Source organism: Thermus tenuipuniceus (assembly GCF_002964845.1).
In the GTDB taxonomy this organism is placed as follows: domain Bacteria; phylum Deinococcota; class Deinococci; order Deinococcales; family Thermaceae; genus Thermus; species Thermus tenuipuniceus.
Genome location: NZ_PRDA01000010.1, coordinates 1 through 25,740 on the forward strand (window position 1 = coordinate 1; position 25,740 = coordinate 25,740).

The window sequence follows — 25,740 nt, forward strand, 5'->3', positions numbered from 1 at the left end:
CTGGGGTAAGATGTGCGTGTCCTCTGCACCCTTCAAGGATACAAGACTTTTACGACAGCCTCTCAGAAGCTACGGGTGGGAACTTCTCGGCATCAGCCTCCTCCTTGTCTTCGCCCCCCTTTCCCCTTGGCCACCCCTTCTTGGGGCCTCGGCCTTTTTCTTTTACTTCAACGGGTTTAGGCCTTGGGGCTTCCTTCTAGACCGGCATCCCTCGCAAAACCTCCTCGCCTGGAAGGGGCGGGGGGGAAAGGCTTTGCTCCTCATGGCCCACGTGGACACCGCCAAGACCTTCTTCCTCTACCATCCCAAACGGGTCCACCACTTCCGCACCAACTTCCTCCTAAACGCCCTCTTGGCCCTTCTGGCGCCCCCGCTTGCCCTCACCCCCCTGAAGTGGCCCGTGGGCCTCTACTTCCTGGCCCAAGCCGCCCTCCTCCTCCACCGGGAGCTTTTCGCCCCTTACGTGGAAGGGGGCAACGACAACGGAAGCGGGGTGGCGGTGGCCACCGCCCTTTTCCTGGAAACCGAGCCCCCGGAAGGGTGGCGCCTCGGCCTGGCCCTCACGGGGTGCGAAGAGGTGGGGGCCTTAGGGGCTAAGGCCCTCCTCCCCCACCTGCCCCCGGGCACCCTGGTCCTGAACCTGGACAACGTGGGCCGCGGGGAGCTCTTCTATGCCGAGGGGGAGGGGATGCTCCTCTACTTCCCCTACCGGGGGGCGCTCCTCGAGGCGGCCCGCAGGACCCCGGGAGCCAAGCCCCTCCGCTACCGCCTGGCCTACTTTGACACCCTTCCCCTGGCGCAGAGGGGTTTCCCCTGCCTTACCCTCATCCGCCTGGAAGGGGGCCTCCCCTCCAACTGGCACTGGCCCACGGATACCTTCGCCCAGGTGGACGAAGACGCCCTGCAGGACACCCTGGCCTACGCCCGGTCCCTTTTGCCAAGGGCCTTCGCTTCGGGGTAAGCTCTTGACAAATGTTCCGCGTGGGCATCCTGACCGTATCCGATAAGGGCTCGAGGGGGGAACGAGAGGACACCACCCACCTGGCCATCCGCGAAGTCCTAAAGGGGGGGCCCTTCGAGGTGGCAGCCTACGAGATCGTCCCCGACGAGCCTCCCCTGATCAAGAAGGTCATCCGGCTTTGGGCCGACCGGGAGGGCCTGGACCTCATCCTCACCAACGGGGGCACGGGCCTGGCCCCCCGGGACAAGACCCCCGAGGCCACCCGGGAGCTTTTGGACAAGGAGGTACCGGGCCTTGCCGAGCTCATGCGCCTAGCGGGCCTTAAGAAAACCCCCATGGCCGCCCTTTCCCGGGGCCTTGCGGGGGTAAGGGGGAAAAGCCTCATCCTGAACCTTCCGGGAAGCCCCAAAGGAGCCCGGGAATCCCTGGAGGCGGTGCTTCCCGTCTTGCCCCACGCCCTAAGCCTCGTAACCGGCAAAGCCTGGCGGGAGGGGCACCATGAGTAGGGTTCCTGAGGCCTCGGTCTTCCTGGTGGTGGATGAGGCCAAGAGAAAGGCCCGGGAGAAGGGGATCCGCCTCATTGACCTCTCCATCGGCTCCACCGACCTCCTGCCCCCTTCCGAGCCCCTTCAGGCCCTGCGGGAGGCCCTTTCCGACCCCAGCACCTACGGCTATTGCCTGAAAAGCTGCACCCTTCCCTTTTTGGAGGAAGCCTCCCGCTGGTACCAAGGCCGCTACGGGGTACGCCTGGACCCCAGGCGGGAAGCCCTGGCCTTGATCGGTAGCCAGGAGGGCCTAGCCCACCTCCTCCTGGCCCTCACCGAGCCAGGGGACCTCCTCCTCCTGCCCGAGGTGGCCTACCCCAGCTACTTTGGGGCGGCCCGGGTGGCCTCCTTAAGAACCCACCTCATCCCCTTGCGGGAAGACGGCCTGGCGGATCTCTCCCGGGTGCCGGAAAGCATCTGGAAGGATGCCAAGGTCCTCCTCCTCAACTACCCCAACAACCCCACGAGGGCTCTGGCGGACTGGGGCTACTTCGAGGAGGCCTTGGCCCTGGCGGAAAGGCATGGACTTTGGCTGGTCCACGATAACCCCTACGTGGACCAGGTCTACCAGGGGGAGGCCCCCTCCCCCCTGGCCCTTCCCGGGGCCAAGGAACGGGTGGTGGAGCTCTTTAGCCTCTCCAAAAGCTACAACCTGGCGGGCTTCCGCTTGGGCTTCGCCCTGGGGAACGAGGAGGCCATAGCCCGGCTGGAAAGGGTGAAGGGGGTCATGGACTTCAACCAGTATGCCGGAATCCTGCGCATGGGGATTGCTGCCCTCAAAACCCCCCGGGAGGTGACCCGGGGCTTCGCCCAGATCTACCGGGAGCGGGCCTTGGGGATGGCGGAGGCCCTAGAGGGCGCCTTAGCCCTCCTCCCTCCCAAGGCCACCATGTACCTCTGGGGAAGGCTTCCCCAAGGTGTGGACGATCTGGAGTTCGCCTTAAGTCTGGTGGAGCGGGGCGTGGCCCTGGCCCCAGGCCGAGGGTTCGGCCCCGAGGGCAAGGGGTGGGTGCGCATCGCCCTGGTCCGGCCCCTGGAGGAACTGAGGGAAGCCGCCCGCATCCTCAAGGAAGCCCTGGACTGAGGCTCTTTCGGCCCATCCCGCCCCCTGGACGCTTCTCTAAACTTGGGGGCGCATCCGCCGAGAACTCCACCCTGGCCAGGCCTGGGTGGGCTACTGCCACCTTTCCTCCGGGGGAAGCCCCAAAAGGGCCCGCTTCACCTCCCCCACCAGGTAGAGGCTCCCCGCCACCACCACCCGGTTCTCCAGGGTGAAGGCCCTTTCCACGGCCTTTAGGGGTTCTTCCTCCACCAGGGCCCCCGGGAAGAGGGGGAGGAGGGCCCTGGGGTCCTGGCTTCTGGGAGAGGCATAGCGGGTGAGGACCACAGGGCCAAGGCCCCTAAGGGCCTCCGCCATGGCGGCGTGGTCCTTCTCCCGGCTGAAGCCCAGGACCAAGGCGGCAGGCAGAAGCCCGTGGAAGCGAAGGGCTTGCCGCAAGGCCCAGGCTCCTTCCGGGTTGTGGGCCCCATCCAGGAGGAGCTCCTTCCCTCCGGGCCAAGGAAGGCGTTCCAGCCGCCCCGGGTTCTCCGCCCGAAGGAGGCCCTTTTCCACTGCCCCCCAACCCGCCCCAAGGAGCCTTCCCGATACCGCCGCCAGGGCCAGGTTTTCCGCCTGGTGGGGGCCGAGAAGCCGCGTGCGGAAGGTTCTCTCCTCCCCCCGGATCCGCAGGCGGAAGGCCAGGCCCTCCCCCAAGGCCTCCACCCCGAGAAGGGAAAACTCCTCCCCCAAAACCCAAAGGGGAGTGCCCATAGCCCAGGCCCTCTCCCGAAGCTCCTCTAGCCCCTCCCCCCTGGCGGCGGTGAGGGCCGGCACCCCCTTGCGGAAGATCCCCGCCTTCTCCCGGGCCACATCCCTTAGGGTGGGGCCCAGGATCTCCAGGTGGTCGTGGCCGATGTTGGTCACCACGGAAAGCTGGGGCTCCGCGGCGTTGGTGGCGTCAAAGCGCCCCCCCAGGCCCACCTCGAGGACCGCAAACTCCACCCCCTCCCGGGCAAAGTGGAGGAGGGCGAGGGCGGTGGCCACCTCAAAGAAGGTGGCCTCCAGGGATTCAGCCTGGGGACGGATCTCCTCCAGAAGGGAAAGAACCACCTCCTGGCTTATGGGCTGGCCCTGGATGGCCACGCGCTCCCGGAAGTCCACCAGGTGGGGGCTGGTGTAAAGCCCCACCCTCAAGCCCGCCTCCTCCAGGATGGCCGCCAGGGCCCGGGCCACGGTCCCCTTACCGTTGGTTCCCCCAATGAGGGCCACAGGGTAAGCCTCCAGGGGATTCCCCAGGCGGGCAAGGAGAGCCTGGATGCGCTCTAGTCCCGGCTTCACCCGGCCCTGCCGGGCGTAAAGCCAGGCCAAGGGCTCCATCAAGATGGCCCTCCGGGCCGACCTAGCCCTTAAGGGCTGCCTTGCAGGTGGGGCAGAGGCCCTTGTAGGTGACCTCCACTTCCCTTACCTCCAGCTGGGGGTAAGCCTCCTGGACGGGGGTGAGGAGGTCGGGAAGATCCACCTCCAAGTCCACGAGGGCCCCGCACCCCTGGCAGACCAGGTGCAGGTGGGGGTGCAGGTTGGCGTCGTAACGGGTGGCCTCCCCCGCCTTGGTGATGGGGATGAGGTAGCCCTCCTCCACCAGGGCCTCGAGGGTGCGGTAAATGGTTCCCAGGCTCACCTTGGGCACCACCTTGCGCACCTCCTGGTAGATCCAGGCGGCGTCGGGGTGGTTGTGGGCCCTCTTCACCACCTCCAAAACAGCCTTACGCTGGCGGGTCAAGCGCTTAAGCGCCATCTACCCCACTATACCCTAGGCCGGGGGAAAACTCCAGCAAACCTATCGGCTTTGGGCAAGAATCTCCCGCCCTCCCTGCTCCAACACGTCCTGGGCCAGCTCCAACCCTAGCTCCTCGGCCTCGGAGGCGTCGCCCTCGATCTCCGCCCGGATGAAGCTCTTGCCGTCGGGGGTGAGGACCATCCCCTCCAGAAGAAGGGTCCCGTCCTCCCCCACCTGGGCCAAAGCCCCCACGGGGGCCAGGCACCCAGCCCCAAGCCCCTTCAAAAAGGCCCGCTCCGCCCGCACCCGGTCCGCGGAAGGGTGGTGGTGGAGGGCGTAGCAGAGCTCCTCCGCCAGATCGTCCCCCACCCGCACCTCCAGGGCCAAGGCCCCTTGGCCAGGGGCGGGGAGCATCACCTCGGGCTCCAGGAACTGGTCGATGCGGTTGCGCAGATCCAGCCGGATGAGCCCCGCCGCCGCCAGGATGATCCCGTCATACTCCCCATTCCCCAAGGCAGCCAGGCGGGTGTCCACGTTGCCCCTCAGGTCCCTCACCACCAGGTCCGGGCGGTAGGCCAGAAGCTGGGCCTTGCGCCTGATGGAGCTCGTTCCCACCACAGCGCCTTCAGGGAGGTCCTCGAGGCGCTTATACACCTTGCCCAAGAAGGCGTCCCGGGGGTCCTGCCTGCGGGGTATGGCGGCGATCTTGAGCCCCGGGGGTTCCTCCGTGGGGAGGTCCTTCAGGGAGTGCACGGCAATGTCGATTTCCCGGGAAAGAAGGGCCTCCTGAAGCTCCTTGACGAAGATGGCCTGCTCCATGGGGTTCGCCCCCTGGTCCCCCCGGGTCTTGATGGTCTTCACCTTGAACTCCGCCTCGGGCCAGCTTTCCTTAAGACGCTCCACCACAAAGCGGGTCTGGGCCAGGGCCAAGGCGCTGCCCCGGGTTCCCACCACGATGACGCGCATACTTTCCCATACTACACGAGAACCCGGGGCCGGGCACCCCCTATTCCAAGGCCAGACCCAAAGGATCCTCCAGAAGCTGGGCCAGATGGCGGCAGAAGCGGGCTGCCTCAGCCCCGTCGATAAGGCGGTGGTCGTAGGTGAGGCTGTAGGGCATGATGAGGCGGGGCTGGAAGGCTTCCTTCTCCGGATCCCACACCGGCTTCATCTGGGAACGGGAAACCCCCAAAATGGCCACCTCCGGCCAGTTCACGATGGGGGTGAATCCGGTGCCGCCAATCCCCCCCAGGTTGGAGAGGCTGAAGGTGCCTCCCTGCATCTCCTCCGGGGTGAGCTTCCGCTCCCGGGCCCGTTCGGAAATTTCCTGAAGCTCTTTGGCCAGGCGCAGAACCCCCTTTTGGTCCACATTCCGGATCACCGGCACCAGGAGGCCATGGGGGGTGTCCACCGCCACCCCGATGTGCACGTAATCCTTGTAAAGGATCTCTCCCTTTTCCGCATCGATGGAGGCGTTGAACTTGGGGAAGGCCTTCAGGGTCAAGGCCAGGGCCTTGAGGAGGAAGGCGGTGAGGGTGAGCCGAAAGCCCCTTTCCTCCGCCCGCTTGGCGTAGCGTTTCCTTAAGCCCTCCAGCTCGGTGATGTCCGCCTCGTCAAAGTGGGTGACCATGGGCACCTGGGCCCAGGCCTGGGCCATGGAGCGCAGGGTGGCCTTCCGCACCCCGCTCATGGGCTCCGTGCGCACCGGGCCCCAGCGGCTGAAATCGGGGAGCCTGGGAGTCGGGAGGGGGCTTATGGCCTCCGCCGGCAGGGAAGGGGGAACCTGGCCCGCGGCCCGTCTCACATCCTCGGCGGTGATGCGCCCCGCAAGGCCTGTCCCCCTCACCTGGCGGATGTCCACCCCGAGCTCCCGGGCTAACCGCCGCACCGAGGGAGCGGCGGGGATGAGCCGGCCTTCCTCCTGCCCTGCAGGGGCCGGCGAAGGGCTAGGGGCTCCTGAAGAAGGTGCTGCCTGGACCTTCTCCTCCCTGGGTGGGGGAGACACCTCCTTGGGGCCCCCTACCCCCAAAGGCACCGCCTGGGGCGAAGGCACCTCCGCCTCCCCAGGCTCCAGCTCCAGGAAGGGTTGCCCGGGACGCACCTCGTCCCCCACCTTCACCAAAACCCGCTTCACCACCCCGCCCGCCTCGGCGGGGACCTCCATCACCGCCTTGTCGGTTTCCAGCTCCAGGAGGGGGTCCCCCAGGGCCACCCGGTCCCCCTCCTTCACCAGCACCCCCACCACCGTGGCGGCGCTCACGTTATCGCCCAGTTCGGGAAGCTTCAGCTCCATCTTGCCCTCCAGAATACCCCCTTACCTCCTGTGGGGCGGGGTTTCCAAAAGCTCGAGCCCAAGCTCCTTGCGGGCCTTGGCCAGGGTCTTAGCCGGCACCTTGCCCTCCTCGGCCAAAAGGGCAAGGGCCGCGTAGGCGATGTGCCGGGCATCCTCCTCAAAGAAGTCCCTTAGGGCCTCCCGGGTATCCGAGCGGCCAAAGCCATCCGTGCCCAGGGCGCAGAAGGGCCGGTCCAGATACCCCCTTATGAGGTTGGGCAGGGCCTTGAGGTAGTCGCTGGCGGCCACCACGGGGCCCTCGTGACCCTCCAAAACCTCGGCCACATAGGGCTTGCGGGCCTTCCCCAAAAGCCTCCGTTCCCTTTCCGCCTCTATGGCATCCATGTAGAGGGCCTTGTAGCTGGTGGCACTCCAGACATCCGCCACCACCCCGTAGCCCTTCAATAACTCCTGGGCCTTCGCCGCCTGGGGCAGGATGGGCCCCGAACCCAAAAGCTGCACCCTGGGGCCCTCCCCCTCCCCCGGACGGAAGAGGTAAAGGCCCTTGAGAATCCCCTCCTTCACCTTCTCCCTGGGCTCGGGCATGGGGGGGTGGGGGTAGTTCTCGTTCTCGATGGTGATGTAGTAGAAGACGTCCTCCCCCTTGGCGTACATGCGCCTAAGGCCGTCCTCGAGGATCACGGCGAACTCGTAGGCAAAGGCGGGGTCGTAGGCCAGAAGATTGGGGGCAGCCAGGGCGTAGATCTGGCTCTGCCCGTCCTGGTGCTGCAAACCCTCCCCCTCCAGGGTGGTCCGCCCGGCAGTGGCCCCAAGGAGGAAGCCCCGGGTGCGCTGGTCGGCCGCCGCCCAGACCAGGTCCCCGATGCGCTGGAGGCCGAACATGGAGTAGGTGATGAGGAAGGGGATGGTGGGGATGCCCCAGTGGGCGTAGGCGGTGCCGGCAGCGATGAAGTCCGCCATGGCCCCCGCCTCGGTGATGCCCTCCTCCAGGATCTGGCCCTCCTTGCTCTCCTTGTAGGCGGTGAGGGTGCCCGCGTCCACGGGGATGTAAAGCTGTCCCTGGGGGGAGTAGATGCCCACCTGGGCGATCAGGGCCTCCATGCCAAAGGTGCGGGCCTCGTCGGGGACGATGGGGACGATGAGCCTGCCGATCTTGGGATGCCGGAGGAGCTTAGCCAGGATGCGCACGAAGGCCATGGTGGTGGAGATCTCCCGGCCCCCCGTGCCCTCGTAAAACTCCTGGAAAAATTCCTCCCCCGGCACCTCCAGGCCCCCGGTAAACCGCACCCGGCGCTCAGGGACAAAGCCCCCCAGGGCTTTCCTGCGCTCCAGGAGGTACCGCACCTCGGGGGAGTCCGGCCCCGGGTGGTAATAGGGAAGCTCGGAAAGCCTCTCCTCCGGAACCGGGATGCCCAAGAAGGCCCGGGCCTCCTTCAGGTCCTCCTCGGTGAGCTTCTTCACCTGGTGGGCCACGTTCTTGGCCATGGCCGTGGGCCCCATGCCGTAGCCCTTGATGGTGCGGGCCAGGATGACCACGGGGCTTCCCCGGTGCTCCACCGCCGCCTTGTAGGCGGCATGGATCTTCACCAGGTCGTGCCCACCCCGGCTTCGGGTGAGCTCATCCAGCTCCTCGTCGCTCAGGCCCTCGATGAGCCGCTGGAGCTCGGGGGTGTTGAAGAAGCGCTCCCTGAGCTCCTTGGCCCCGAAGGCGGCGTACCGCTGGGATTCCCCGTCCACCAGGGCCTCAAAGCGCCTCAAAAGGTGGCCCTCCTTATCCTTGGCCAAAAGTCGGTCCCAGGCGGAGCCCCAGACGATCTTGATCACCCGCCAGCCCGCACCCCTATAGAGCCTTTCCAGCTCCTGGATGATCTTGGAGTTGCCCCGCACCGGCCCATCCAGGCGCTGCAGGTTGGCGTTCACTACGAAGATGAGGTTATCCAAGTTCTCCCGGGCCGCCAGGTGCAAGGCCCCCACGGTTTCCGGCTCGTCGTGCTCCCCGTCCCCCAAGAAGGCCCAGACCTTGGCGCTGCTCCTGGGCTTCAGGCCCCGGTCCTCCAGGTAGCGCATGAAGCGGGCCTGGTAGATGGCCTGGATGGGGCCAAGGCCCATGGAAACCGTGGGGAACTCCCAGAAATCCGGCATCAACCAGGGATGGGGGTAGCTGGAAAGCCCCCGGCCTCCCGCCACGGGGGGGTGCACCTCCCGGCGGAAGTTCTCCAGGTCCGCCTCGCTTAGCCTTCCCTCCAGAAAGGCCCGGGCGTAGATGCCGGGGGAGGAGTGGCCCTGGAAAAAGACCAAATCCCGGTCCAACCCCGCCTCCGCCCCGCGGAAGAAGTGGTTGAACCCCACCTCGTAAAGCTCGGCGATGGAGGCGTAGGTGGAGATATGTCCCCCGATCCCCTCCGCCTTCTTGTTGGCGCGGGTGACCATCATGGCCGCGTTCCAGCGGAGAATGTTGACGATGCGCCTCTCCAGCTCGAGGTCCCCGGGATAAGGGGGTTCCTGTTCCTTAGGGATGGTGTTCAGGTAGGGAGTGGAGAGGCGGTTTTGAGGGGAGAAACCCTGTAGGTAAAGGAACTCGTCCAGAAGGCGCAAAAGCTCCTCCACCCTGGCGAAGCCTTCCACCCGGAGCACGTACTCCAAGGACTCCCGCCACTCCCGGTTTTCCTCCTCCTTGAACCGGGCCATTTCCCCTGGGGAAAGGGCCTCTAGGGCCTGCTTGAGCGCATCCGCATTCACTGCCGTCAACCTCCCTTTTACGCAAAACTACACTACACCGACTCCTCATCCCAGTCTGGAGCAGATGAGGCCCTTTGTCCAATAGAAAAGCCTGGGTCGTGGTGATAAGCTAACCTTATCATGAACCTGCGCCGCCTGCGGCTTTTCCTTCTTCTGGCCGAGGAGAGGAACTTCCACCGGGCGGCGGAGAAGGCCTACCTCTCCCAGCCCGCCCTTTCCCAGCAGATCCAGGCCCTGGAGCAGGAACTCGGGGTGAAGCTCCTGGAACGCAGGCCCTTCCGCCTCACCCCGGCGGGGGAGGTGCTGGTGCGGGAGGGCCGGCAACTTTTGCAGGAGGTGGAGGCCCTGAAGGCCAGGGTGCGGTGCGCCAATCGGGGTCAGCCCGGGAAGGGCTATCTTGAGGAACTCCGCTTCGGGGTGCCGGAAAACCTCCTTCCCGACCTCATGCCCCTTTTGGACCACCTGCGCCGGGGCTTGGGCCAGCCGGTGGAAATCCTGGAAATGCACACCCCCGAGCAGGTAAAGGCCCTCAAGGAGGGCCAGCTGGACTATGGCCTGGCGGGGCTTAGGGTGGAGGACCCCGCCATAGGCCAGGAACCCCTCTTACGGGTACCCATCGTGGTGGCCCTGCCCGAGGAGCATCCCCTGGCCTCGAGGGAACGGGTACCCCTCAAGGCCCTCGAGGGGGAACCCTTTCTCCTTCTCCCCAAGGAAATCCTGCCCCCCCTTTACGAGGCCTTCATGGAGGTGTTCCGCCGGGCGGGTTTCACGCCCCGGGTAGCCCGGGAGGTGGCCCGGTTTTCCCAGGCGGTAAGCCTGGTGGCCGCCGGGGTAGGGGTCTACCTCACCCTGGCCCCTTACCGGGTCTTTCCCCATCCCGGGGTGGTGCTCAAGCCCCTGGAAGAGGAGGCCGCCTTACAGGTCTCCCTCATCTACCGCCTCACTCCCCCACCCCCCAGGCTTCTGGAGGTGCGGGAACTCCTCAAAGCCCTGGTCTTTTAGGCCTGCAGACCAGGAGCCTCCGCCTCCCCCCAGGCCAGCTCCACCAGGCCGATAAGCTCCTCCACCGGCAGGCCGTAGTCGCGGGAAAGGCGCGTGATCTCGTGCCCCAGCCTTCTCAGATGGGCCAGCTGGGAGGGGCTGGCCTCCCGCGCCAGGTCCAAAAGCCAGGAAAGAAGGGTTTGCGCTTCCTCATCGGTGAGGCCGTCGGTGAGGGTCTCATCCTCCAGAAAGAGTGCCGCCGGGTCTTCCCTCATCGCCTCCTTAGTATCTCCTCTTGCCGCACAAAACCCAACCTGCGGACCAGGGCCTCCAGGTAAGCGGGATCCTTGGCCGCCTTCATCTCGGCCTCGAGGCGGGCCACCCGGGCCCCCGCCTGGCGCAGGGCTTCCTCCAGCCTGGCCCGCTCCCGGGCGAGCTCATACGCCCTGACCCCCTCCTGCCCCAAAAGGAAAAGGGCATGGGCCAACCCCAGGGCGAAGATCAGGTGCAGGATGCGGTAGATGGGCCGGTCCAAGATGGGTCCATTATACCGCGGACAACCCGTTGCCTCGGACAAGGGTATGGCATAATGGAAGAACCTGGAACTTTACCTAAACCTGGGGAGGACCCCCTGAGAAAAACCCTTTCCAAAAGGGGAGGGGAGGTCTCTACCACCTTTTACCCAATTTAGGTGTTGCATTTGCACATGGTCTGTGTATACTGGAATTGAAAGGAAGGAGGAGCCATGCCAAGGATGAGGGAAAAGGAAAACTACCGGGCGCGGCTAAAGGCGGTTGGGCTCAGGCACACCCTGCCCCGCGAGCGGATCCTGAGCTACCTGGATCGCAAGAACGTCCACCCCACCCCCGAGGAGCTCTACAACGGCCTTAAGAAGCGGGGCTACGACATCGGGCTTTCCACCGTATACCTGAACCTCCACGTCCTGCGGGAGCATGGCCTCATCTACGAGTTCCGCGACCCCAAGGGCCTGACCCGCTACGACGGCTACAATGAGCCCCACGTGCACCTGGTCTGCACCTCCTGTGGGAAGGTGGAGGACCTTCTCTTGAAGAACCTGCCGGAGCTGGACCTTTCCCAGGCACAGAAGGCCGCCGCCGAGAAGTCTGGCTGGGCTCTGGAAAACTTCCGGCTGGAGTTCCGGGGGCTTTGCCCCAACTGCCAGGAGTAAGGTTCGATAGGCTTCCCCCCTGCCCGGAGGCAGGGTGGGGCTTTTTAACCTTCGCTCAGCCCTTGGGCCACATTGAGGACCGTCCTCACCCCAAACCCCGTGCCCCCCTCAGGACCCAGGGCATGGGCCTTTTTGGCAAAGGCCGGACCGGCGATATCCAGGTGCACCAGGGGCACGGTTACGAACTCCGCCAGGAAAAGGGCCGCGGTGATGGCCCCGCCGTTCCGGTCCCCCACGTTCTTAAGATCGGCCACGGGGCTTTTCAGCTTCTCCCGGTAGGCCTTCTCCAGGGGCAGGGGCCAGACCTTCTCCCCCGCCTTCCTCGCTGCCTCCTCCACCCACTTCCCCCAGGTTTCCTCCGTGGCGAACAGGGCAGCCACCTCCTCCCCCAGGGCCACCACCGCCGAGCCCGTGAGGGTGGAGAGCTCCAGGATCCGCTTGGCCCCCTGGCGTTCCGCATAGGCCAGGGCATCCGCCAGGGTGAGCCTTCCTTCGGCGTCGGTGTTCATCACCTCCACCGTCTTCCCGGAAAGGGTCTTGAGCACATCCCCAAGCCGGTAGGCCCGGCCCGAAACCATGTTCTCGCAGGCGGCGATGTAGCCCCGGATCTCCACGGGAAGGCCCAGGAGGGCGGCGCTCTTCATGGCCCCGAGGACCGCCGCCCCTCCCGCCATGTCCCCCTTCATGGTGGCCATGCCCTCCGTGGGCTTGAGGGAGTAACCCCCGGAGTCAAAGGTGAGCCCCTTGCCCACCAGGTCCAGCCTCTCCCGGGCGCCCTCGGGAGCGTAGCGCAGGGCGATGAAACGGGGTGGGTTCTCCGAGCCCTGGGCCACCGCCAGGAAAGCCCCCATGCTCAAGGCCTGGATGGCCTCCTCGTCCAGAACCTCCACCTCTATCCCGAAGGCCTTAAGGGAAAGGGCCGCCTCCGCCAGGGCCTCCGGGGTGAGGACGTTGGGAGGCTCGTTCACCAGGTCGCGGGCCCAAAAGACCCCTTCCGCCACCTTCCTGGCCCTCTCCACCTCCTCCGGTCTAGCCCCGGAAAGCTGGATGGCCAAGGGCTTTTCCTCCCTGGAGCTCCTGTAGCGGTCAAAGCGGTAAGCCCCCAAGAGAATCCCTTCCGCCAGGGGGTAGGCCTTTAGGGCCTCCACCAGGACCTCGGGAAAGGCTAGCTTCCCAAGAGCCTGGGCCAACCTTCCCCCCGTGGCCCGGGGATCCTCGTCTAGGCCGAAGAGGAGGAAATGCCCCTCGAGGGAGGAAAGCAGGAGGTTCTCCCCCGCCTCCCCCTTGAACCCCGCCCCGGCCATGGCCCGCCTTAGAAGCCCTCCTAGCCGGGCGTCCAGGGCCTCCCCTTGGGGGGTAAGCTCCCCCTGCTTAACCCACACCACCTTCAAAGGAGCCTTCCCCTCCGCCAACGTGGCCTCTACGGCATGCAAAGTGATCACGCTTGGAAGATACCACACCCCCGTGGCAGAATAGGAGGGATGCGGCTTCTTTTGCTCGCCAAGCAGGTGGCCCTGGGGGGTTCGGCGGCCCTCGAGGGGGTGATGATGAAGGCCCCCTGGGCCTGGGCCCTGGCAGTGCGCCTTCCCGACGGCCAAATCCACGTGGAACACCACGAGGAGCCCGCCCTAAGCCAGCGCTACCCCTGGGCCAAGCTCCCCCTAATACGGGGGGTGGTAGCCCTTTTTGACGCCCTCTCGGTGAGCTACCGGGCCCTGGCCCGCAGCGCCGAGCTGGTGGGGGGCGAGGAGGATATGCCCAAGGGGGCCCTCTGGGGAACGGTGGCGGTGAGCCTCCTTCTGGGCATCGCCCTTTTCATCGTCCTGCCCGGGTTCTTGGCCGGTCTGATCCTGGACCCCGCCCGCCTTCCCCTCCTCTACAACCTCCTGGCGGGCCTCATCAAGGTGGGGATTCTGATGGGCTATCTCCTCTTCATCGGACGCCTGCCAGAGATCAAGCGTTTCTTCATGTACCACGGGGCGGAGCACAAGGCCATCCACGCCTTTGAGAAGGGGCTTCCCCTCACCGTGGAAAACGTCATGGCCCAACCCCGCTTCCACCCCCGGTGCGGCACCACCTTCATCGCCTTCGTCATCGTAGTTTCCATCTTGGTCTACAGCTTTATTCCCGCCCCGGAGGTGCTTTGGTGGCGGCTGCTGGCCCGGGTCCTCTTCCTGCCGGTGGTGGCGGCCTTGGCCTTTGAGCTCCTCTACTTCTCCGCCCGGCACAACGATCCCGTTTCCCTGTTCTTGAGGGAGCTTGGCTTCCGCTTCCAGGCCCTCACCGTGGCCGAGCCCACCCCGGAGATGGCGGAGGTGGCCATAAGGAGCACGGAGGCCGCCCTGGGCGAACGGGTGGTGGCATGAGCCTTTCAGAAATCCCCACCCTCCTCGAGGCTCTCCGCAAAGAGCTCCAAAGGCGCTTTGGGGTTAAGGGGAAGCAGCCCGCCACCTTCCCGAAGGACTTCGCGAAGGTTATCCAGAGATCCCTTGGCGCCGGGTAATGGGTCTGCGCAACGTGGTGGCCCACCCGTACTTTGCCGTGGACCCCGAGGTGGTTTGGGTGGTGGCCAAGGAGCAAGCGCCCATGCTAAAGGGCATCCTGCAGCGTATCCTGGAGGAGGAGGGGGAGGAGCGATGCCTAAGCCCAGGGTTCTGGTAGCCATGTCCGGAGGGGTGGACTCCTCGGTCACCGCCTACCTCCTGAAGGAGGCGGGGTACGAGGTGGTGGGGGCCATGATGCGCTTCTGGCCCGAGGAGCCCCCAAGGCCCACCCTGGACGTGCCCCACAAGGGGCGGGCCTGGGAAAGCTGCTGCACCCCCGAGGCCGCCTACGAGGCCCGCAGGGTGGCGGAGATCCTGGATATCCCCTTCTATCTCTTGGACTACCGGGAGACCTTTGAGGAGGAGATCATCCAGCCCTTCCTGAAGGACTACGCCCAAGGCCGCACCCCCAACCCCTGCGCCCGCTGCAACACCTTCGTGAAGTTTGGCGCCCTCCTCAAGCAGGCCCGGCGCCTAGGCCTGGACTATGTGGCCACGGGGCACTACGTGCGCCGGGAGGGGGAAAGCCTTCTTCGGGGAATAGATCCCCTGAAGGACCAGAGCTACTTCCTCTGGGGAACCCCAAAGGAGGCCCTGCCCCACCTCCTCTTCCCGGTGGGGGGGATGACCAAGGCGGAGGTGCGGGCCCTGGCGGAAAGGGCCGGGCTGCCCACCGCCAAAAAGCCCGAGAGCCAGAACCTCTGCTTCGTGGCCGGGGACCTGAAGGAGTTCCTGAAGGAAAGGCTAAAAGCTCGCCCTGGCCCCCTGGTGGACGCCCTCACGGGGGAGGTGGTGGGGGAGCACCAAGGGGCAAGCCTCTACACCATCGGCCAGCGGAAGGGGCTTGGGCTTTTCAAGCCCCACCTGGAACGGTACGTGGTGGGCGTGGACCCTCTGGCCAACGTGGTCTACGTGGGACCAAGGGAGGCTACCCTTTGGCTTGGGCTCGAGGGGGAGGAGGCCAACCTCCTGGCCGACCTTCCCGAAGAGGTGGAGGTGCAGGTGCGCTACCGCACTCCTCCTGTGCGGACCAAGGTGGAGTCTCTGAACCCCCTGCGCCTTCGCTTCCAAAGCCCTGTCTTCGCCGTGGCCCCCGGACAGAGCGCCGTCCTTTACCAGGGAGAGAAGCTCCTTGGCGGAGCGGTTATCCGCAAGGGGCTCTACAACCTGGCGGGCCTTGACCAGGGGCTGAGGGGGAAGGTCTTGACCTTCTCCTGACAAAGGGTTGTCAGAGTACGAGTGGGAGGTTTAGGGATGAAGAAGCTGTACGGTCTCCTGCTGTTAGCGCTCGCCGGTGCGGCCATGGCCCAGATCCGGGCGGATGGGTCCTCCACGGTCTACCCCATCACCCAGGCCGTGGCGGAAGAGTTCGTGACCCGCAACCCCCAGGTGCGCATCTCCGTGGCCTTCTCGGGCACGGGCGCAGGCTTCTCGAAGTTCTGCCGCGGGGAAACGGACATCTCTAACGCTAGCCGCCCCATCCGCAAGTCGGAGATCGAGGCCTGCCAGAAGGGGGGCATCCAGTTCATCGAGATCCCCATCGCCTACGACGCCCTCACGGTGATGGTCAACCGGCAGAACACTTGGGCCCAGTGCCTGACCACCGCCCAGCTCAGGTCCATCTGGGAGCCCAACGCCAAGGTGAACTTCTGGAAGGATCTGAACCCCGCCTGGCCCAACCGCCGCATCGTTCTCTTTGGCCCCGGTACGGACTCCGGCACCTTTGACTACTTCACGGAGGCCATCATGGGCCGGGCCGGTTCCAGCCGCAAGGACTACTTCCCCTCTGAAGACGACAACGTGATCCTGCGCGGGGTCACGGGTAATCCCTACGCCATGGCCTATGTGGGTTACGCCTACTACGAGGAGAACAAGGACAAGGTGCGGGCCCTGGCTATCGACGGGGGTCGGGGCTGCGTGACCCCCAGCCGGGAAACCGTTCTGAACGGTACCTACCTTCCCCTCTCCCGTCCGCTCTTCATTTACGTGAACGCAAAGAGCCTGGAGCGCAAGGAAGTGCGGGACTTCATCGACTTCTACCTCTCCCCCGCCGCCCGCCGGGCCATCCGGGCTACGGGCTACGTGGAGCTCCCCGATGAGGCCTACCGCATCGGGCAGGCCCTGGTGACCCGCAAGAAGCTGGGTTCCTTCTTCTCCGACTTGCCCCCCGGCACCCCCTTGGCCAAGTTCATCGAGGAACTGAGGAAGGAAGTCCAGTAACCGCAAGCGGCCCTAGGGGTGGGGGGGCTCCCCCCACCCCTATAGAATGGGAGAGGCATGGAGATCCTGAAGCAACGGCCCTCAAGAAACCCCAAGGAGGTCCTTACCTTTGTCCTCCTGGTTTCGCTCTCCTCCGTCACGCTCCTCACCACCTTGGGGGTCATCCTTAGCCTGGTGGGGGATGTGGTTCAGTTCTTCCGGCGGGTTCCCCTCCTGGAGTTCCTCCTGGCCCCCGAGTGGACCCCCCTGTTCGCCGAACCCCGCTATGGCATCGCTCCTCTCATCGCCGGCACCTTCTTGGTGACGGCCATCGCCCTCCTGGTGGCCATCCCCTTGGGCCTTTCCCTGGCCATCTACCTTGCAGAGTACGCCAGCGGGAGCACCCGGCCCCGCATCAAAGGCACCTTGGAACTCTTTGAGGGCATCCCCACCGTGGTCTTCGGCTACTTCGCCCTCCTCTTCGTAACCCCCCTGTTGCAGTGGGCCATCCCCGACCTCAACATCTTCAACCCGCTCTCCGCGGGGCTGGTCATGGGCTTCGCCATCATCCCCTACGTTTCCAACGTGGCCGCGGACGCCATGGAGTCCGTCCCTCGCTCCATCCGGGAGGCAGCCTATGCCTTGGGGGCCCGCCCTTACGAGGTGGCCCTGCGGGTGGTCTTCCCCGCAGCCATCTCCGGCATCATCGCTGCCATCATCCTGGCCACCAGCCGGGCCATCGGCGAGACCATGATTGTGGCCATCGCCGCCGGCCAAAGGCCGACCCTCACCCTGGACCCTCGAGAAACCATCGCCACCATGACCAGCTACATCGTCCAGGCCGCCACAGGAGACCAACCCACAGGCTCCACCGCTTTCTACGCCCTCTTCGCCGTGGGCTTCACCCTCTTCCTCCTCACCCTTCTCCTCAACATCCTGGCCCAGTGGGTGGTGGAGCGCTACCGGGAGCGGTATGAATAGGTCCCTCGAGTCCCCCCCTCAGGCCTTCTCCACGGACCCGTGGAAAACGCGGATCGACCGGGCCTTTGCCCGTGCCCTCCTGATTCCCCTGGCCGTGTCCATTGGCCTTTTGGCGCTACTCCTGGGGGACACGGTCTACCGGAGCTTCTCCGTGCAGGTGGTGCGGGCCGATGAAGGCCCGGGAAAGACTTATCCCTTTGGGCTTTCCGCCAATGAGATCCTGCGACAAGAGCTCCTGGCCCGGGGTTATACCGAAGAGGAGATCAGCTCCTCCCTCCAAGACCCCACGGAGCGTCGGGTACTCCTTCTTCAGAACCGGGTGGAGCTCATGTGGAACACCCAAGACGGCCCCTTCCGCTACGTGGTCACCGGCCTCCGGGACGAGCGGGTGGAGGACTTTTCCCTGGCCGAGGGCCTGCGCCGCTGGAACGAGCTCAAGGCCAACCTAGGCGAGGGAGAACGGCTGGTCCTAAACCCCTGGCTCGACCAGAGCTTCCTGACCCGCCCACCTTCCCGCTCCCCCCTCACCGCGGGGATCGGCGTGGCCATCTGGGGAACGGCCTGGGTCCTCTCTCTGGCCCTCCTCATCGCCATACCCGTGGGGGTGGGGACCGCCATCCTCCTGGAGGAGTACCTGCGGGAAGGGACCCTCAACCGCATCCTGGAGGTCAACCTCCGCAACCTGGCCGGGGTGCCCTCCATCGTCTACGGCCTCCTCGGCCTCGCCCTCTTCGTGCGGGAGTTCGGCCTTGGGCCCAGCATCCTGGCGGCCGCCCTCACTTTGGGCCTCTTGGGCATCCCGGTCATCGTGGTCACCTCCCGCGAGGCCCTGCGCGCGGTACCGGAGTCCCTGCGCCAAGCGGCCTTCGCCCTGGGAGCCACGCGCCGACAGGTAGTGTTCCGAGTGGTGGTGCCCGCGGCCTTGCCGGGCATGGTGACCGGGGTTATCCTTTCCGCCGCCCGCCTCATCGGCGAGGCGGCCCCCCCCCTCCTGGTGGGCGCCGCCGCTTACGTCCCTTTCTTCCCCAACGGCCCCATGTCGGAGTACACGGTGGTGCCGGTGCAGATTTACCTCTGGGTGTCCATGAACATCCCGGAGTTCAGCCGGGTGGCCGCTGCGGGCATCCTCGTCATGCTGGCCATGCTCTCGGGGCTCTACTTGATGGCCCTGTACCTCAGGAACCGGTTTAGGAGGGAATGGTGAGTCTGGAACTCCTGAAGGATCACGAAACCGTACGCTCGGCCCCCGTCACCGAAGCCGAGGCCTTGGTGGACGTCCGCCGGCTGAACCTCTGGTACGGGAAGAAGCAGGCCCTTTACGATATCTCCGTCCGCTTTCCCCGCAACCAGATCACGGCCATCATCGGCCCCTCGGGATGCGGCAAGAGCACCCTCCTTCGCTCTCTCAACCGCATGAACGACCTCGTCCCTGGGGTGCGGGTGGAAGGCGAGGTGCTCTACGAGGGGGTGAACATCTACGATCCCCGGGTGGACCCGGTGGCCGTGAGGCGGCAGATCGGCATGGTCTTCCAAAAGCCCAATCCCTTTCCCAAAACCATCTTCGAGAACGTGGCTTTCGGCCTGCGGCTTATGGGCTTCAAGGGGAGTGAGCTGGAGGACCGGGTGGTGGAAGCCTTGAAGCGGGCAGCCCTTTGGAACGAGGTGCAGGACCGCTTCCGGAAGGAAAGCGGGCTACGGCTCTCCGGTGGCCAGCAGCAGCGGCTCTGCATCGCCCGGGCTATCGCGGTGGAACCGCCCCTGCTCCTCATGGACGAGCCCACCAGCGCCCTGGACCCCATCGCCACCCAGGCCATCGAGGACCTCATCACCGGGCTGAAGCAGCACTATACCGTGGTCATCGTGACCCACAACATGCAACAGGCCGCCCGGGTGTCCGACCGCACCCTCTTCATGCACCTCGGGGTTTTGGTGGAAGAGGGACCCACCGAACTGATCTTCACCAAGCCCAAACACCCGTACACCGAGGCCTACATCACCGGCCGCTTCGGATAAACTCTAGGGCATGTCCCCTGTAGGCCTCCTCTTCCTGACCCTTTTCAACAGCATCCTGGGGCTTTCCATCCTCTTCCCCATCCTGGGGCCTTTGGGCCGGGAGCTTGGGCTCACCGAGGTCCAGGTGGGTTTTTTCTCCACTGGCTACGCCCTCATGCAGTTCCTCCTTTCGCCCCTCTGGGGGAGGCTGAGCGAGAAGGGCAGGAAGCCCATCCTCCTCCTGGGCATCCTGGGCTTTGCCGTGAGTTTCCTCCTCTTTGGCCTCTTTGCCCTCTTGGGCCAAAGGGGGCTGGTCTCCGCGGGCCTCCTCTTCCCCCTCCTCCTCCTGGCCCGGCTTCTTGGCGGGGCCTTCAGCTCTGCCACCCTACCCACCGCCCAAGCCTACGTGGCCGATATCACCGGGCGGGAGAACCGCACCGCGGGCATGGCCCTCTTGGGGGCCGCCTTCGGCCTGGCGGTCATCCTGGGGCCCGCCTTGGGGGCGGGGCTTGCCGCATGGTTTGGCCTCCTGGCCCCGGTGTTCTTTTCCTCCGGCATCGCTTTCCTCAACGCCCTTTTCGTGGCCCTGGTCCTGCCGGAGTCCAGGCCCCAGGGATTGCAGGAGGCAGGGCACCTTTCCCCCTGGGATGGACGGGTTTTTCCCCTTCTCCTCCTGGGGTTTTCCCTGAACCTTTCCGGGGTGGCCCTCGAGCAGACCATCGCCTTCTACTTCCAAGATCGCCTCGGGCTTTCGGGGGTGGAAACCGCCAGGAGCGTGGGGCTTGCCCTGGTGCTTTACGGGCTGGTGGCGGTCTTCATCCAGGGTTTCCTGGTTCGGCGCTTCTCCTGGCCGCCCCGAACCCTCCTCCTCCTTGGGGTACCCGTGGGCATCCTGGGCTTTCTCCTTTTGGTGGTAGCCCAAGGCTTTCCCCTTTTGGCCCTGGGCCTAGCCCTGCAGGGGGCGGGGGCGGCCCTGGCGGGGCCGGGGGTTACCGCCGCCCTTTCCCTGGCCGTGGGGGAAGGGGAACAAGGCCTGGTGGCGGGCTTGAGCGCCTCCGCCCAGGCCCTGGGTAGGATGCTCGGGCCTGTTCTGGGTACTGGCCTCTACCGGCTTTCCCCTGAGGCCCCCTACCTCCTGGGGGCTGCCCTCCTCCTCATGGCCCTCCTCGCCCTTCCCTTCCTCTTTCGCCGGGCAAGGATCTAGATGCAACTCCTCGTCCTCCGCCAGAGGAACTTCCGCAACCTGGCCTTCTCGGCCTTCCAACCCCCTCAGGGCCTTTTCGCCCTGGTGGGAGGGAACGCCCAGGGGAAGACCAGCTTGCTCCTCGGCATCCACCTGGCCCTTGGAGGCGAGGTCCGGGCCTCCTTGGCCGACCTGATCCGTTTCGGGGAGGAGGAAGCCTGGCTGCAGGCGGAGGTGGAAACCGAGCTGGGTCTATACCGGATCGAGCAACGGCTGAGGCCGGAGGGAAGGGAGATCGTGCTGAACGAGAAGGCGGTGAGCCTAAGGGTCCTTCACGAGCTTCCGGGCTCGGTCCTGGTCCTGCCTGAGGACGTGGAGGTGGTGCTGGGGAGCCGGGAGGAGAGGCGGGCCTTTCTGGATCGCCTGATCGGGCGCTTCTCCCGCCGGTACGCCGCCCTCCTTTCCGCTTACGAAAAGGCTCTACGCCAGCGAAACGCCCTTTTGAAGGCCGGGGGGAACGGGCTTTCCGTATGGGATCAGGAGCTGGCCCGCTACGGCACAGAGATCATGGCCTTCCGAAGGCGCTTCTTAAAGCGGTTCTTGCCCATATTCCAATCCGTCCACCGGAGCCTGGCCCCGGGGGAGGTGGGGCTTCTTCTGGAGGAAACCGCCCCGGGGGATCTCCTCGAGGCCCTAAGGGCCCGGAGGGAAGAGGAGCTGGCCCGGGGGCAGACCCTGGTGGGCCCCCACCGCGACGACCTGGTCTTCCTGCTTTCAGGCCGGCCGGTCCAACGCTTTGGAAGCCGGGGGGAAGCCAAAGGGGTGGCCCTGGCCCTGCGCCTGGCCGAGCATCGCCTGCTTTCCGAGCACCATGGGGAAGCCCCCCTTCTCCTGGTGGACGAGTGGAGCGAGGAGCTGGACGAGGGCAAACGGCAGGCGGTTCTGGCCTACACCCGCACCCTACCTCAGGCCATCCTGGCGGGGCTTTGGGCCCCCGAGGGGGTCCCGGTATGCTGGGTGGAAGGAGGGGTGGTCCTATGCTGACCCTTCCGGGAGGATGGGCATGCCCTGGCGGCTTAAGGAGGTGATCCCCGAGGCCCTCAAGAGGGCCGGGGGGAAGGAAAAGCTGAAGCGGGGTCTGGTGCTGGCCGCCTGGCGGGAGGTGGTGGGCAAGGAGCTTGCCCGGCTCAGCCAGCCCCTGACCCTCGAGGAGGGTGCCCTCACCGTGCGTGTGGCGGACCCCGTCACCGCCCACCAGCTCACCTATAGCCGCCTGGCCCTTTTGCGACGCTACGAGGAGCGGTTTCCAGGGGTGGTGAAGGAGATCCGCTTCGTGGTGGGGCCCCTGGAGAAGGAACCAGAGGCCCCCAAAACCCCGGGAAACCCCGAGCGCCTCCTATGGGCAAGCCGCCGAGCCTTGGAGCTGGCGGAAAAAGCCCCCCTGGAGCTACGGGAAAAGGTAGCCCGGGCCGCCCTGGCCCTTTTGCAAAAGGATCGGGGCGAGCCCTGCCCCATCTGCGGAAGCCCTAGCCCCAAGCATCCCTGCCCCACCTGCCGCCGCCTTCTGGAAAGCCCCTGGGTGCGCAAGGAGGCGGAGCGCCTCAAGCGGGGCCGGCCCACGAGCCTCGAGGGGGAAGCCCTCCTAGTGGCCCGGCACCTGGCCAGACAATCTCTTCTAAGCGAGATGGAAGCCCTTTACCCCCAGGCCTTACGGGACGAATCCCTTCGTCCCCTTCTCCGGGACCTGGCCCAGCGCTTCCAGACCCTCTTTCCCGGGGAAACCCTCCCCGAGGCGGTGCGGAGCCTCCTCGCCAAGGAAGCCTAAAGCCCATCAAATAAGCCCTCAAATCATCTTCCCCCCCTCGCTACCGAGGGGGGAAGTTTTGTGTTCCCATCGTGGTGGGCGGCAGAGGATTTGAACCTCTGACCTCTCGCTTGTAAGGCGAGCGCTCTGACCGGCTGAGCTAGCCGCCCGTGGTGACCCCAGGGGGAATCGAACCCCCGTTTCGGCCTTGAGAGGGCCGCGTCCTGACCGCTAGACGATGGGGCCTCGGTGGTGGGCCGTGCAGGATTCGAACCTGCGACCTACCGATTAAAAGTCGGTTGCTCTGCCAGCTGAGCTAACGGCCCAACAGCCTTAGTGATTATAGGCGAAGAAGGGAAGCATGTCCAGGGCAAGGCCTAGCCAAGCCCCCTTAGGCGTTCCATAAACCTCAGGCCAAGGGTTTCCTCCCGGGCCCTTCGCTTTAGGCCCTCGAGGTCCAATGGCCTCCTCGCCACCGCCTCCAGGGCCACCTTGGGCAGGAGAGCTGCCTCCAAGAAGGCGAAAAAGGCCTCGTCGGCCCAAGGGGGGACCCAGGCCCCGCTGCGGCAGAGGAACACCCGCTGGAAGATCCCTTCCACTGGCCCCCCAGGATCCTTGACCCTCTCCACAGGAACCGAGGGCTCGGGTTCCAGAGAAGGATCGCGCCAGGAAGGGTAGAAAACCCTAAGCCTGGCCCCTTGGCGGGCGTAATAGACCATCCAGTCGTCGCAGGCAGGCTCCTCCCCCAAAGGGCGGTAGCCTGCGTCGTGATGGGCGTCGAAAAGGACCACCTCCTCCACCCCCTCCCTCACCTCCGGGTGAAAGGCCAGCGCGTTGGAGTCCGCGTAGTAAAGCACCGCTCCCGGGGCGAAGGCAAACCGCTCCCAAAACCCTTCCCAGCCCCGTGCCTTGGGCAAGGGAAGGCCCCGCAGGAGAAAGGCCAGAGCCCTGCGCTCCCACACTTCGCCCAGGTAATAGGGGGTTTCAAAGTGGGCCCAGGCGTGAAGGGGGGCCAAAGGATCCTTAGGGTCTTGGGGTACGGGGAAAAAGTAATCAAAATCCACCACCAAAAGGCGCATCCCTTCCCACATAGATAGCAAAGCCCCCGCCCAAAAGGCGGGGGCCAAGACCAAGGGGATCACCAGACGTAGAAGATGGTCACGATCACCAGCCAGACCGCATCCACCAGGTGCCAGTACATGCTGGCCGCCTCGAGGGTGCCGTGGTGGTGCTGGGTGATCTTGCCCCGGAGGGCCTGGAGGTAGGCCAGGATCAGGCCAAAGCCCCCGATCACCACATGCAGGCCGTGCAGGCCCACGATGGTGAAGAAGGTGGCGGTCCAGAGGTTCTCCTGCCAGCTGGAGGCGTGGTGGAACTCGTAGAACTCGTAGGACTGGACCAGGAAGAAGAGCACGCCCAGGATGATGGTGACCAAAAGGCCAAAGCGGAAGGGGCTGAAGCGGCCACGCCTCAGGTCGTGGTGGGCAAAGTGCACGGTGAAGGAGGAGCTCACCAGGAAGAAGGTGTTGAGGAGGGCCAACCAGAGGGCAGGCCGCTCCTCGGGAGGCACCGCCGCCCCTGTGAGCCGGAGGTAGAGGTAGCCCGCGATGAGGATGGCGAAGAGGCCCACTTCCGAGACGATGAACCAGGCCATCCCCATCCAGGCGTTGGACTTGCCGGAAAGGGTGTGGTGCTCCACCGGGTGGCTGTACTCGTCCTCGAGGGCCCAGCGGATGAGGCCATAGGCGAAGAGGGCCAGGAAGACCCCCATCCAGGCGTTGGGCACGGGCAAGGCCGCCACGGAAACGAAGAAGGCGAAGAGGGTGGCGGCGGAGTAGAAGGGCCAGAAGGAGCTATTGGGCAGGTGGATGTGGCTGGGGTCTTCGGGCTTCAGCTCCACCCCCTTCTTGGGCCAGTCGTAAAGGGGCCTTTCCGAGGGGAAGTCCTTGGGCAGGGCCACGTCAAAGTTATGGGCCTTGGGGGGAGAGCTGGTGAGCCACTCCAGGGTGTACCCACCCCAGGGGTTGTCGGGGGCCTTGGGGCCGGAGCGGAGGCTCTTCCACATGGCGTAGATCCAGACCAGGCCGCCCAAGCCCAGGATGAAGGCCCCGATGGTGGAGATGAGGTTCAGCTCGGGCCAACCGGCGATATCCGCGTTGTAGGTGTAGTAGCGCCGGGGCATGCCCAAGAAGCCCAAGGCGTACTGGGGTAGGAAGACCAGCAGGTAGCCCACCAGGAAGAGCCAGAAGTGGAGCCTCCCCAAACGCTCGTCGTACATGCGGCCCGTCATCTTGGGCCACCAGTAGTAAAGCCCGGCGAAGGCCCCAAAGCCCGACCCCGCCATCAAAACGTTATGGAAGTGGGCCACCACGAAGTAGGAGTCCTGGAAGTGGTAGTCCAGGGGCGTCATGGAGAGCATAACCCCGGTGATGCCCCCTAGGAGGAAGTTAAAGATGAAGCCCAGCACCCAGTAGAGGGGGGTCTTCATCTGCAGATGCCCACCCCAAAGGGTGCCGATGAGGTTGAAGAGCTTCACCCCCGTGGGCACGGCGATGAGGGCGGTGAAGAAGGCGAAGGCGATCTGGAAGATGGTGGACTCGCCTACGGTGAACATGTGGTGGGCCCACACCATGGTGCCCAACACCACGATGCCCATCTGGGCCCAGACCATCTGCTTGTAGCCGAAAAGGGGTTTGCGGGCAAAGGTGGAGGCCACCTCCGCCAGGATGCCCAGGTAGGGCAGGAGCATCACGTAGACCGTGGGGTGGGAGTAGAACCAGAAGAACTGCTGGAAGAGAACCGGGTCACCCCCAATATCAGGGTTAAACCAGGAAAGCCCAATCTTCCGGTCCAAAAGTACGAGAAGGGTAGCCGAGGTGAGCCCCGCCAGGCTGAAGAGGTTAAGGACGCTGGCGGCGAAGACGCTCCACACGTACATGGGCATCTTCCACATGCTCATCCCCTGGGCCCGGAGGTTGTAGATGGTGGCGATGAAGTTGGCGTTGCCCAAGAGGCTGGAGAAGCCCAGGAGGAGGATGGACGCCATGTAGAAGTCCACCCCGCTACCCGACTGCACCGAGAAGGGGTAGTAGAAGGTCCAGCCCACACTGGGAGCCCCTCCAGGGAAGAGGTAGCTCATAAGGGCCAGGATGATGGCCCCCAAAAAGGCCCAGTAGCTGAAAGCGTTTACCCGGGGCAGGGCCACGTCCCTAGCCCCCAGCATCAGGGGCACCACGAAGTTGCCAAAGCCGGTGAGCCCAGCCTGGATGATGAAGAAGAAGAGCATGGTGGCCCCATGAAGGGTCAGGACCTGGTTGTACTGCTCCCCCGTAAGCAAGGTGTTGTTGGGCACCGCCAGCTGCGCCCGGATGAGGAGGGAGAAAACCCCCGCCAGGGCAAAGGCGAAGAAGGCGGTGGCCGTGTACAAGAGACCGATCTTCTTGTGGTCTACTGTGGTGAGAAGGTCCCAAAGGACCGCCCAAAAACCCGCTTTTGGCTTGGTTGCAATGGCCAT

25 protein-coding genes and 3 tRNA genes are annotated in these 25,740 nt (G+C 65.3%); 15 read left to right on the forward strand and 13 right to left on the reverse strand.

The window, feature by feature from the left end:
• From C2847_RS07185 to C2847_RS07195, 3 genes are all read left to right on the forward strand, one after another.
• On the forward strand, positions 1-961 hold a 961-nt coding region (locus C2847_RS07185), incomplete at its 5' end, for a M28 family peptidase (RefSeq protein ID WP_105317825.1).
• Between the two features lie 11 nt (positions 962-972).
• Positions 973-1,467, forward strand: coding sequence for a MogA/MoaB family molybdenum cofactor biosynthesis protein (locus C2847_RS07190; RefSeq protein WP_105317763.1), 495 nt, complete (start codon positions 973-975; stop codon positions 1,465-1,467).
• The gene (locus C2847_RS07195) at positions 1,460-2,590 is read left to right on the forward strand and encodes an aminotransferase class I/II-fold pyridoxal phosphate-dependent enzyme (protein WP_105317764.1); all 1,131 of its coding nucleotides are present in this window, start codon (positions 1,460-1,462) and stop codon (positions 2,588-2,590) included. The genes C2847_RS07190 and C2847_RS07195 overlap by 8 nt, the downstream gene beginning before the upstream one ends.
• Positions 2,591-2,680: 90 nt before the next feature.
• On the opposite strand, the gene C2847_RS07200 is transcribed toward C2847_RS07195, so the two are convergent.
• The 5 genes from C2847_RS07200 to aceE are packed head-to-tail and all read right to left on the reverse strand — an operon-like array spanning position 2,681 to position 9,303.
• Positions 2,681-3,922, reverse strand: a complete 1,242-nt coding sequence (locus tag C2847_RS07200; RefSeq protein ID WP_105317765.1) for a bifunctional folylpolyglutamate synthase/dihydrofolate synthase — start codon at positions 3,920-3,922, stop codon at positions 2,681-2,683.
• A gap of 22 nt (positions 3,923-3,944) precedes the next feature.
• Positions 3,945-4,340, reverse strand: coding sequence for a manganese-dependent transcriptional regulator PerR (gene perR, locus C2847_RS07205; protein ID WP_105317766.1), 396 nt, complete (start codon positions 4,338-4,340; stop codon positions 3,945-3,947).
• A 42-nt stretch (positions 4,341-4,382) separates the two neighbouring features.
• Entirely contained in the window at positions 4,383-5,288 is a 906-nt protein-coding gene (gene hemC, locus C2847_RS07210) for a hydroxymethylbilane synthase (RefSeq protein WP_105317767.1), read from the reverse strand.
• Positions 5,289-5,328: 40 nt separating this feature from the next.
• Complete coding sequence (locus C2847_RS07215) at positions 5,329-6,615, reverse strand: 2-oxo acid dehydrogenase subunit E2 (RefSeq protein ID WP_105317768.1); 1,287 nt, start codon at positions 6,613-6,615, stop codon at positions 5,329-5,331.
• A 21-nt stretch (positions 6,616-6,636) separates the two neighbouring features.
• On the reverse strand, positions 6,637-9,303 hold the full coding sequence (gene aceE / locus C2847_RS07220; protein ID WP_105317826.1) for a pyruvate dehydrogenase (acetyl-transferring), homodimeric type: 2,667 nt from the start codon (positions 9,301-9,303) through the stop codon (positions 6,637-6,639).
• 171 nt (positions 9,304-9,474) lie between these two features.
• Between aceE and C2847_RS07225 the strand changes: the two genes are divergently transcribed.
• Positions 9,475-10,356 carry a LysR family transcriptional regulator gene (locus C2847_RS07225; RefSeq protein ID WP_105317769.1) on the forward strand — a complete coding sequence of 294 codons (882 nt, stop codon included), beginning with the start codon at positions 9,475-9,477 and terminating at the stop codon, positions 10,354-10,356.
• Here the strand turns inward: C2847_RS07225 and C2847_RS07230 are convergent.
• Both C2847_RS07230 and C2847_RS07235 read right to left on the reverse strand, forming a co-directional pair.
• The gene (locus tag C2847_RS07230) at positions 10,353-10,610 is read right to left on the reverse strand and encodes a hypothetical protein (RefSeq protein WP_105317770.1); all 258 of its coding nucleotides are present in this window, start codon (positions 10,608-10,610) and stop codon (positions 10,353-10,355) included. The genes C2847_RS07225 and C2847_RS07230 overlap by 4 nt on opposite strands.
• Positions 10,607-10,870 carry a septum formation initiator family protein gene (locus tag C2847_RS07235; protein WP_208619939.1) on the reverse strand — a complete coding sequence of 88 codons (264 nt, stop codon included), beginning with the start codon at positions 10,868-10,870 and terminating at the stop codon, positions 10,607-10,609. The genes C2847_RS07230 and C2847_RS07235 overlap by 4 nt, the downstream gene beginning before the upstream one ends.
• Before the next feature lie 210 nt (positions 10,871-11,080).
• Between C2847_RS07235 and C2847_RS07240 the strand changes: the two genes are divergently transcribed.
• Positions 11,081-11,524 (forward strand): Fur family transcriptional regulator, encoded by a 444-nt coding sequence (locus tag C2847_RS07240; protein ID WP_015716054.1) that lies wholly within the window; start codon positions 11,081-11,083, stop codon positions 11,522-11,524.
• Between the two features lie 44 nt (positions 11,525-11,568).
• On the opposite strand, the gene C2847_RS07245 is transcribed toward C2847_RS07240, so the two are convergent.
• Complete coding sequence (locus C2847_RS07245) at positions 11,569-12,966, reverse strand: leucyl aminopeptidase (protein ID WP_105317772.1); 1,398 nt, start codon at positions 12,964-12,966, stop codon at positions 11,569-11,571.
• A gap of 39 nt (positions 12,967-13,005) precedes the next feature.
• Between C2847_RS07245 and C2847_RS07250 the strand changes: the two genes are divergently transcribed.
• The 10 genes from C2847_RS07250 to C2847_RS07300 all read left to right on the forward strand — a co-directional run bounded on the left by C2847_RS07250 (position 13,006) and on the right by C2847_RS07300 (position 22,247).
• Positions 13,006-13,890, forward strand: coding sequence for a DUF1385 domain-containing protein (locus C2847_RS07250; protein ID WP_164835670.1), 885 nt, complete (start codon positions 13,006-13,008; stop codon positions 13,888-13,890).
• A 118-nt stretch (positions 13,891-14,008) separates the two neighbouring features.
• The gene (locus C2847_RS07260; protein WP_105317773.1) at positions 14,009-14,185 is read left to right on the forward strand and encodes a HepT-like ribonuclease domain-containing protein; all 177 of its coding nucleotides are present in this window, start codon (positions 14,009-14,011) and stop codon (positions 14,183-14,185) included.
• Positions 14,161-15,285: a tRNA 2-thiouridine(34) synthase MnmA gene (gene mnmA, locus C2847_RS07265; RefSeq protein WP_105317774.1), complete on the forward strand. Its 1,125-nt coding sequence runs from the start codon at positions 14,161-14,163 to the stop codon at positions 15,283-15,285. Before C2847_RS07260 ends, mnmA begins: the two co-directional genes overlap by 25 nt.
• Before the next feature lie 36 nt (positions 15,286-15,321).
• Entirely contained in the window at positions 15,322-16,287 is a 966-nt protein-coding gene (locus C2847_RS07270; RefSeq protein ID WP_105317775.1) for a PstS family phosphate ABC transporter substrate-binding protein, read from the forward strand.
• 57 nt (positions 16,288-16,344) lie between these two features.
• Positions 16,345-17,247 (forward strand): phosphate ABC transporter permease subunit PstC, encoded by a 903-nt coding sequence (gene pstC / locus C2847_RS07275; protein WP_105317776.1) that lies wholly within the window; start codon positions 16,345-16,347, stop codon positions 17,245-17,247.
• Complete coding sequence (pstA, locus tag C2847_RS07280; protein ID WP_105317777.1) at positions 17,240-18,451, forward strand: phosphate ABC transporter permease PstA; 1,212 nt, start codon at positions 17,240-17,242, stop codon at positions 18,449-18,451. Before pstC ends, pstA begins: the two co-directional genes overlap by 8 nt.
• Entirely contained in the window at positions 18,445-19,260 is an 816-nt protein-coding gene (gene pstB / locus C2847_RS07285; RefSeq protein ID WP_105317778.1) for a phosphate ABC transporter ATP-binding protein PstB, read from the forward strand. Before pstA ends, pstB begins: the two co-directional genes overlap by 7 nt.
• A 10-nt stretch (positions 19,261-19,270) precedes the next feature.
• Positions 19,271-20,443 carry an MFS transporter gene (locus C2847_RS07290; RefSeq protein WP_105317779.1) on the forward strand — a complete coding sequence of 391 codons (1,173 nt, stop codon included), beginning with the start codon at positions 19,271-19,273 and terminating at the stop codon, positions 20,441-20,443.
• Positions 20,444-21,466: a DNA replication/repair protein RecF gene (gene recF / locus C2847_RS07295; protein ID WP_105317780.1), complete on the forward strand. Its 1,023-nt coding sequence runs from the start codon at positions 20,444-20,446 to the stop codon at positions 21,464-21,466. It begins immediately after the preceding gene.
• A gap of 19 nt (positions 21,467-21,485) precedes the next feature.
• The gene (locus tag C2847_RS07300) at positions 21,486-22,247 is read left to right on the forward strand and encodes a DciA family protein (protein WP_105317828.1); all 762 of its coding nucleotides are present in this window, start codon (positions 21,486-21,488) and stop codon (positions 22,245-22,247) included.
• Between the two features lie 72 nt (positions 22,248-22,319).
• On the opposite strand, the gene C2847_RS07305 is transcribed toward C2847_RS07300, so the two are convergent.
• The 5 genes from C2847_RS07305 to ctaD form a co-directional block, all read right to left on the reverse strand.
• A tRNA-Val gene (locus tag C2847_RS07305) sits at positions 22,320-22,396 on the reverse strand.
• A 1-nt stretch (position 22,397) separates the two neighbouring features.
• Positions 22,398-22,472: transfer RNA gene (locus C2847_RS07310), tRNA-Glu, on the reverse strand.
• Between the two features lie 4 nt (positions 22,473-22,476).
• A tRNA-Lys gene (locus tag C2847_RS07315) sits at positions 22,477-22,552 on the reverse strand.
• A 51-nt stretch (positions 22,553-22,603) separates the two neighbouring features.
• Positions 22,604-23,305 (reverse strand): hypothetical protein, encoded by a 702-nt coding sequence (locus tag C2847_RS07320; RefSeq protein WP_208619940.1) that lies wholly within the window; start codon positions 23,303-23,305, stop codon positions 22,604-22,606.
• Positions 23,306-23,364: 59 nt separating this feature from the next.
• A complete protein-coding gene (ctaD, locus tag C2847_RS07325; protein WP_105317781.1) occupies positions 23,365-25,740 on the reverse strand; it encodes a cytochrome c oxidase subunit I in 2,376 nt (791 codons plus the stop codon).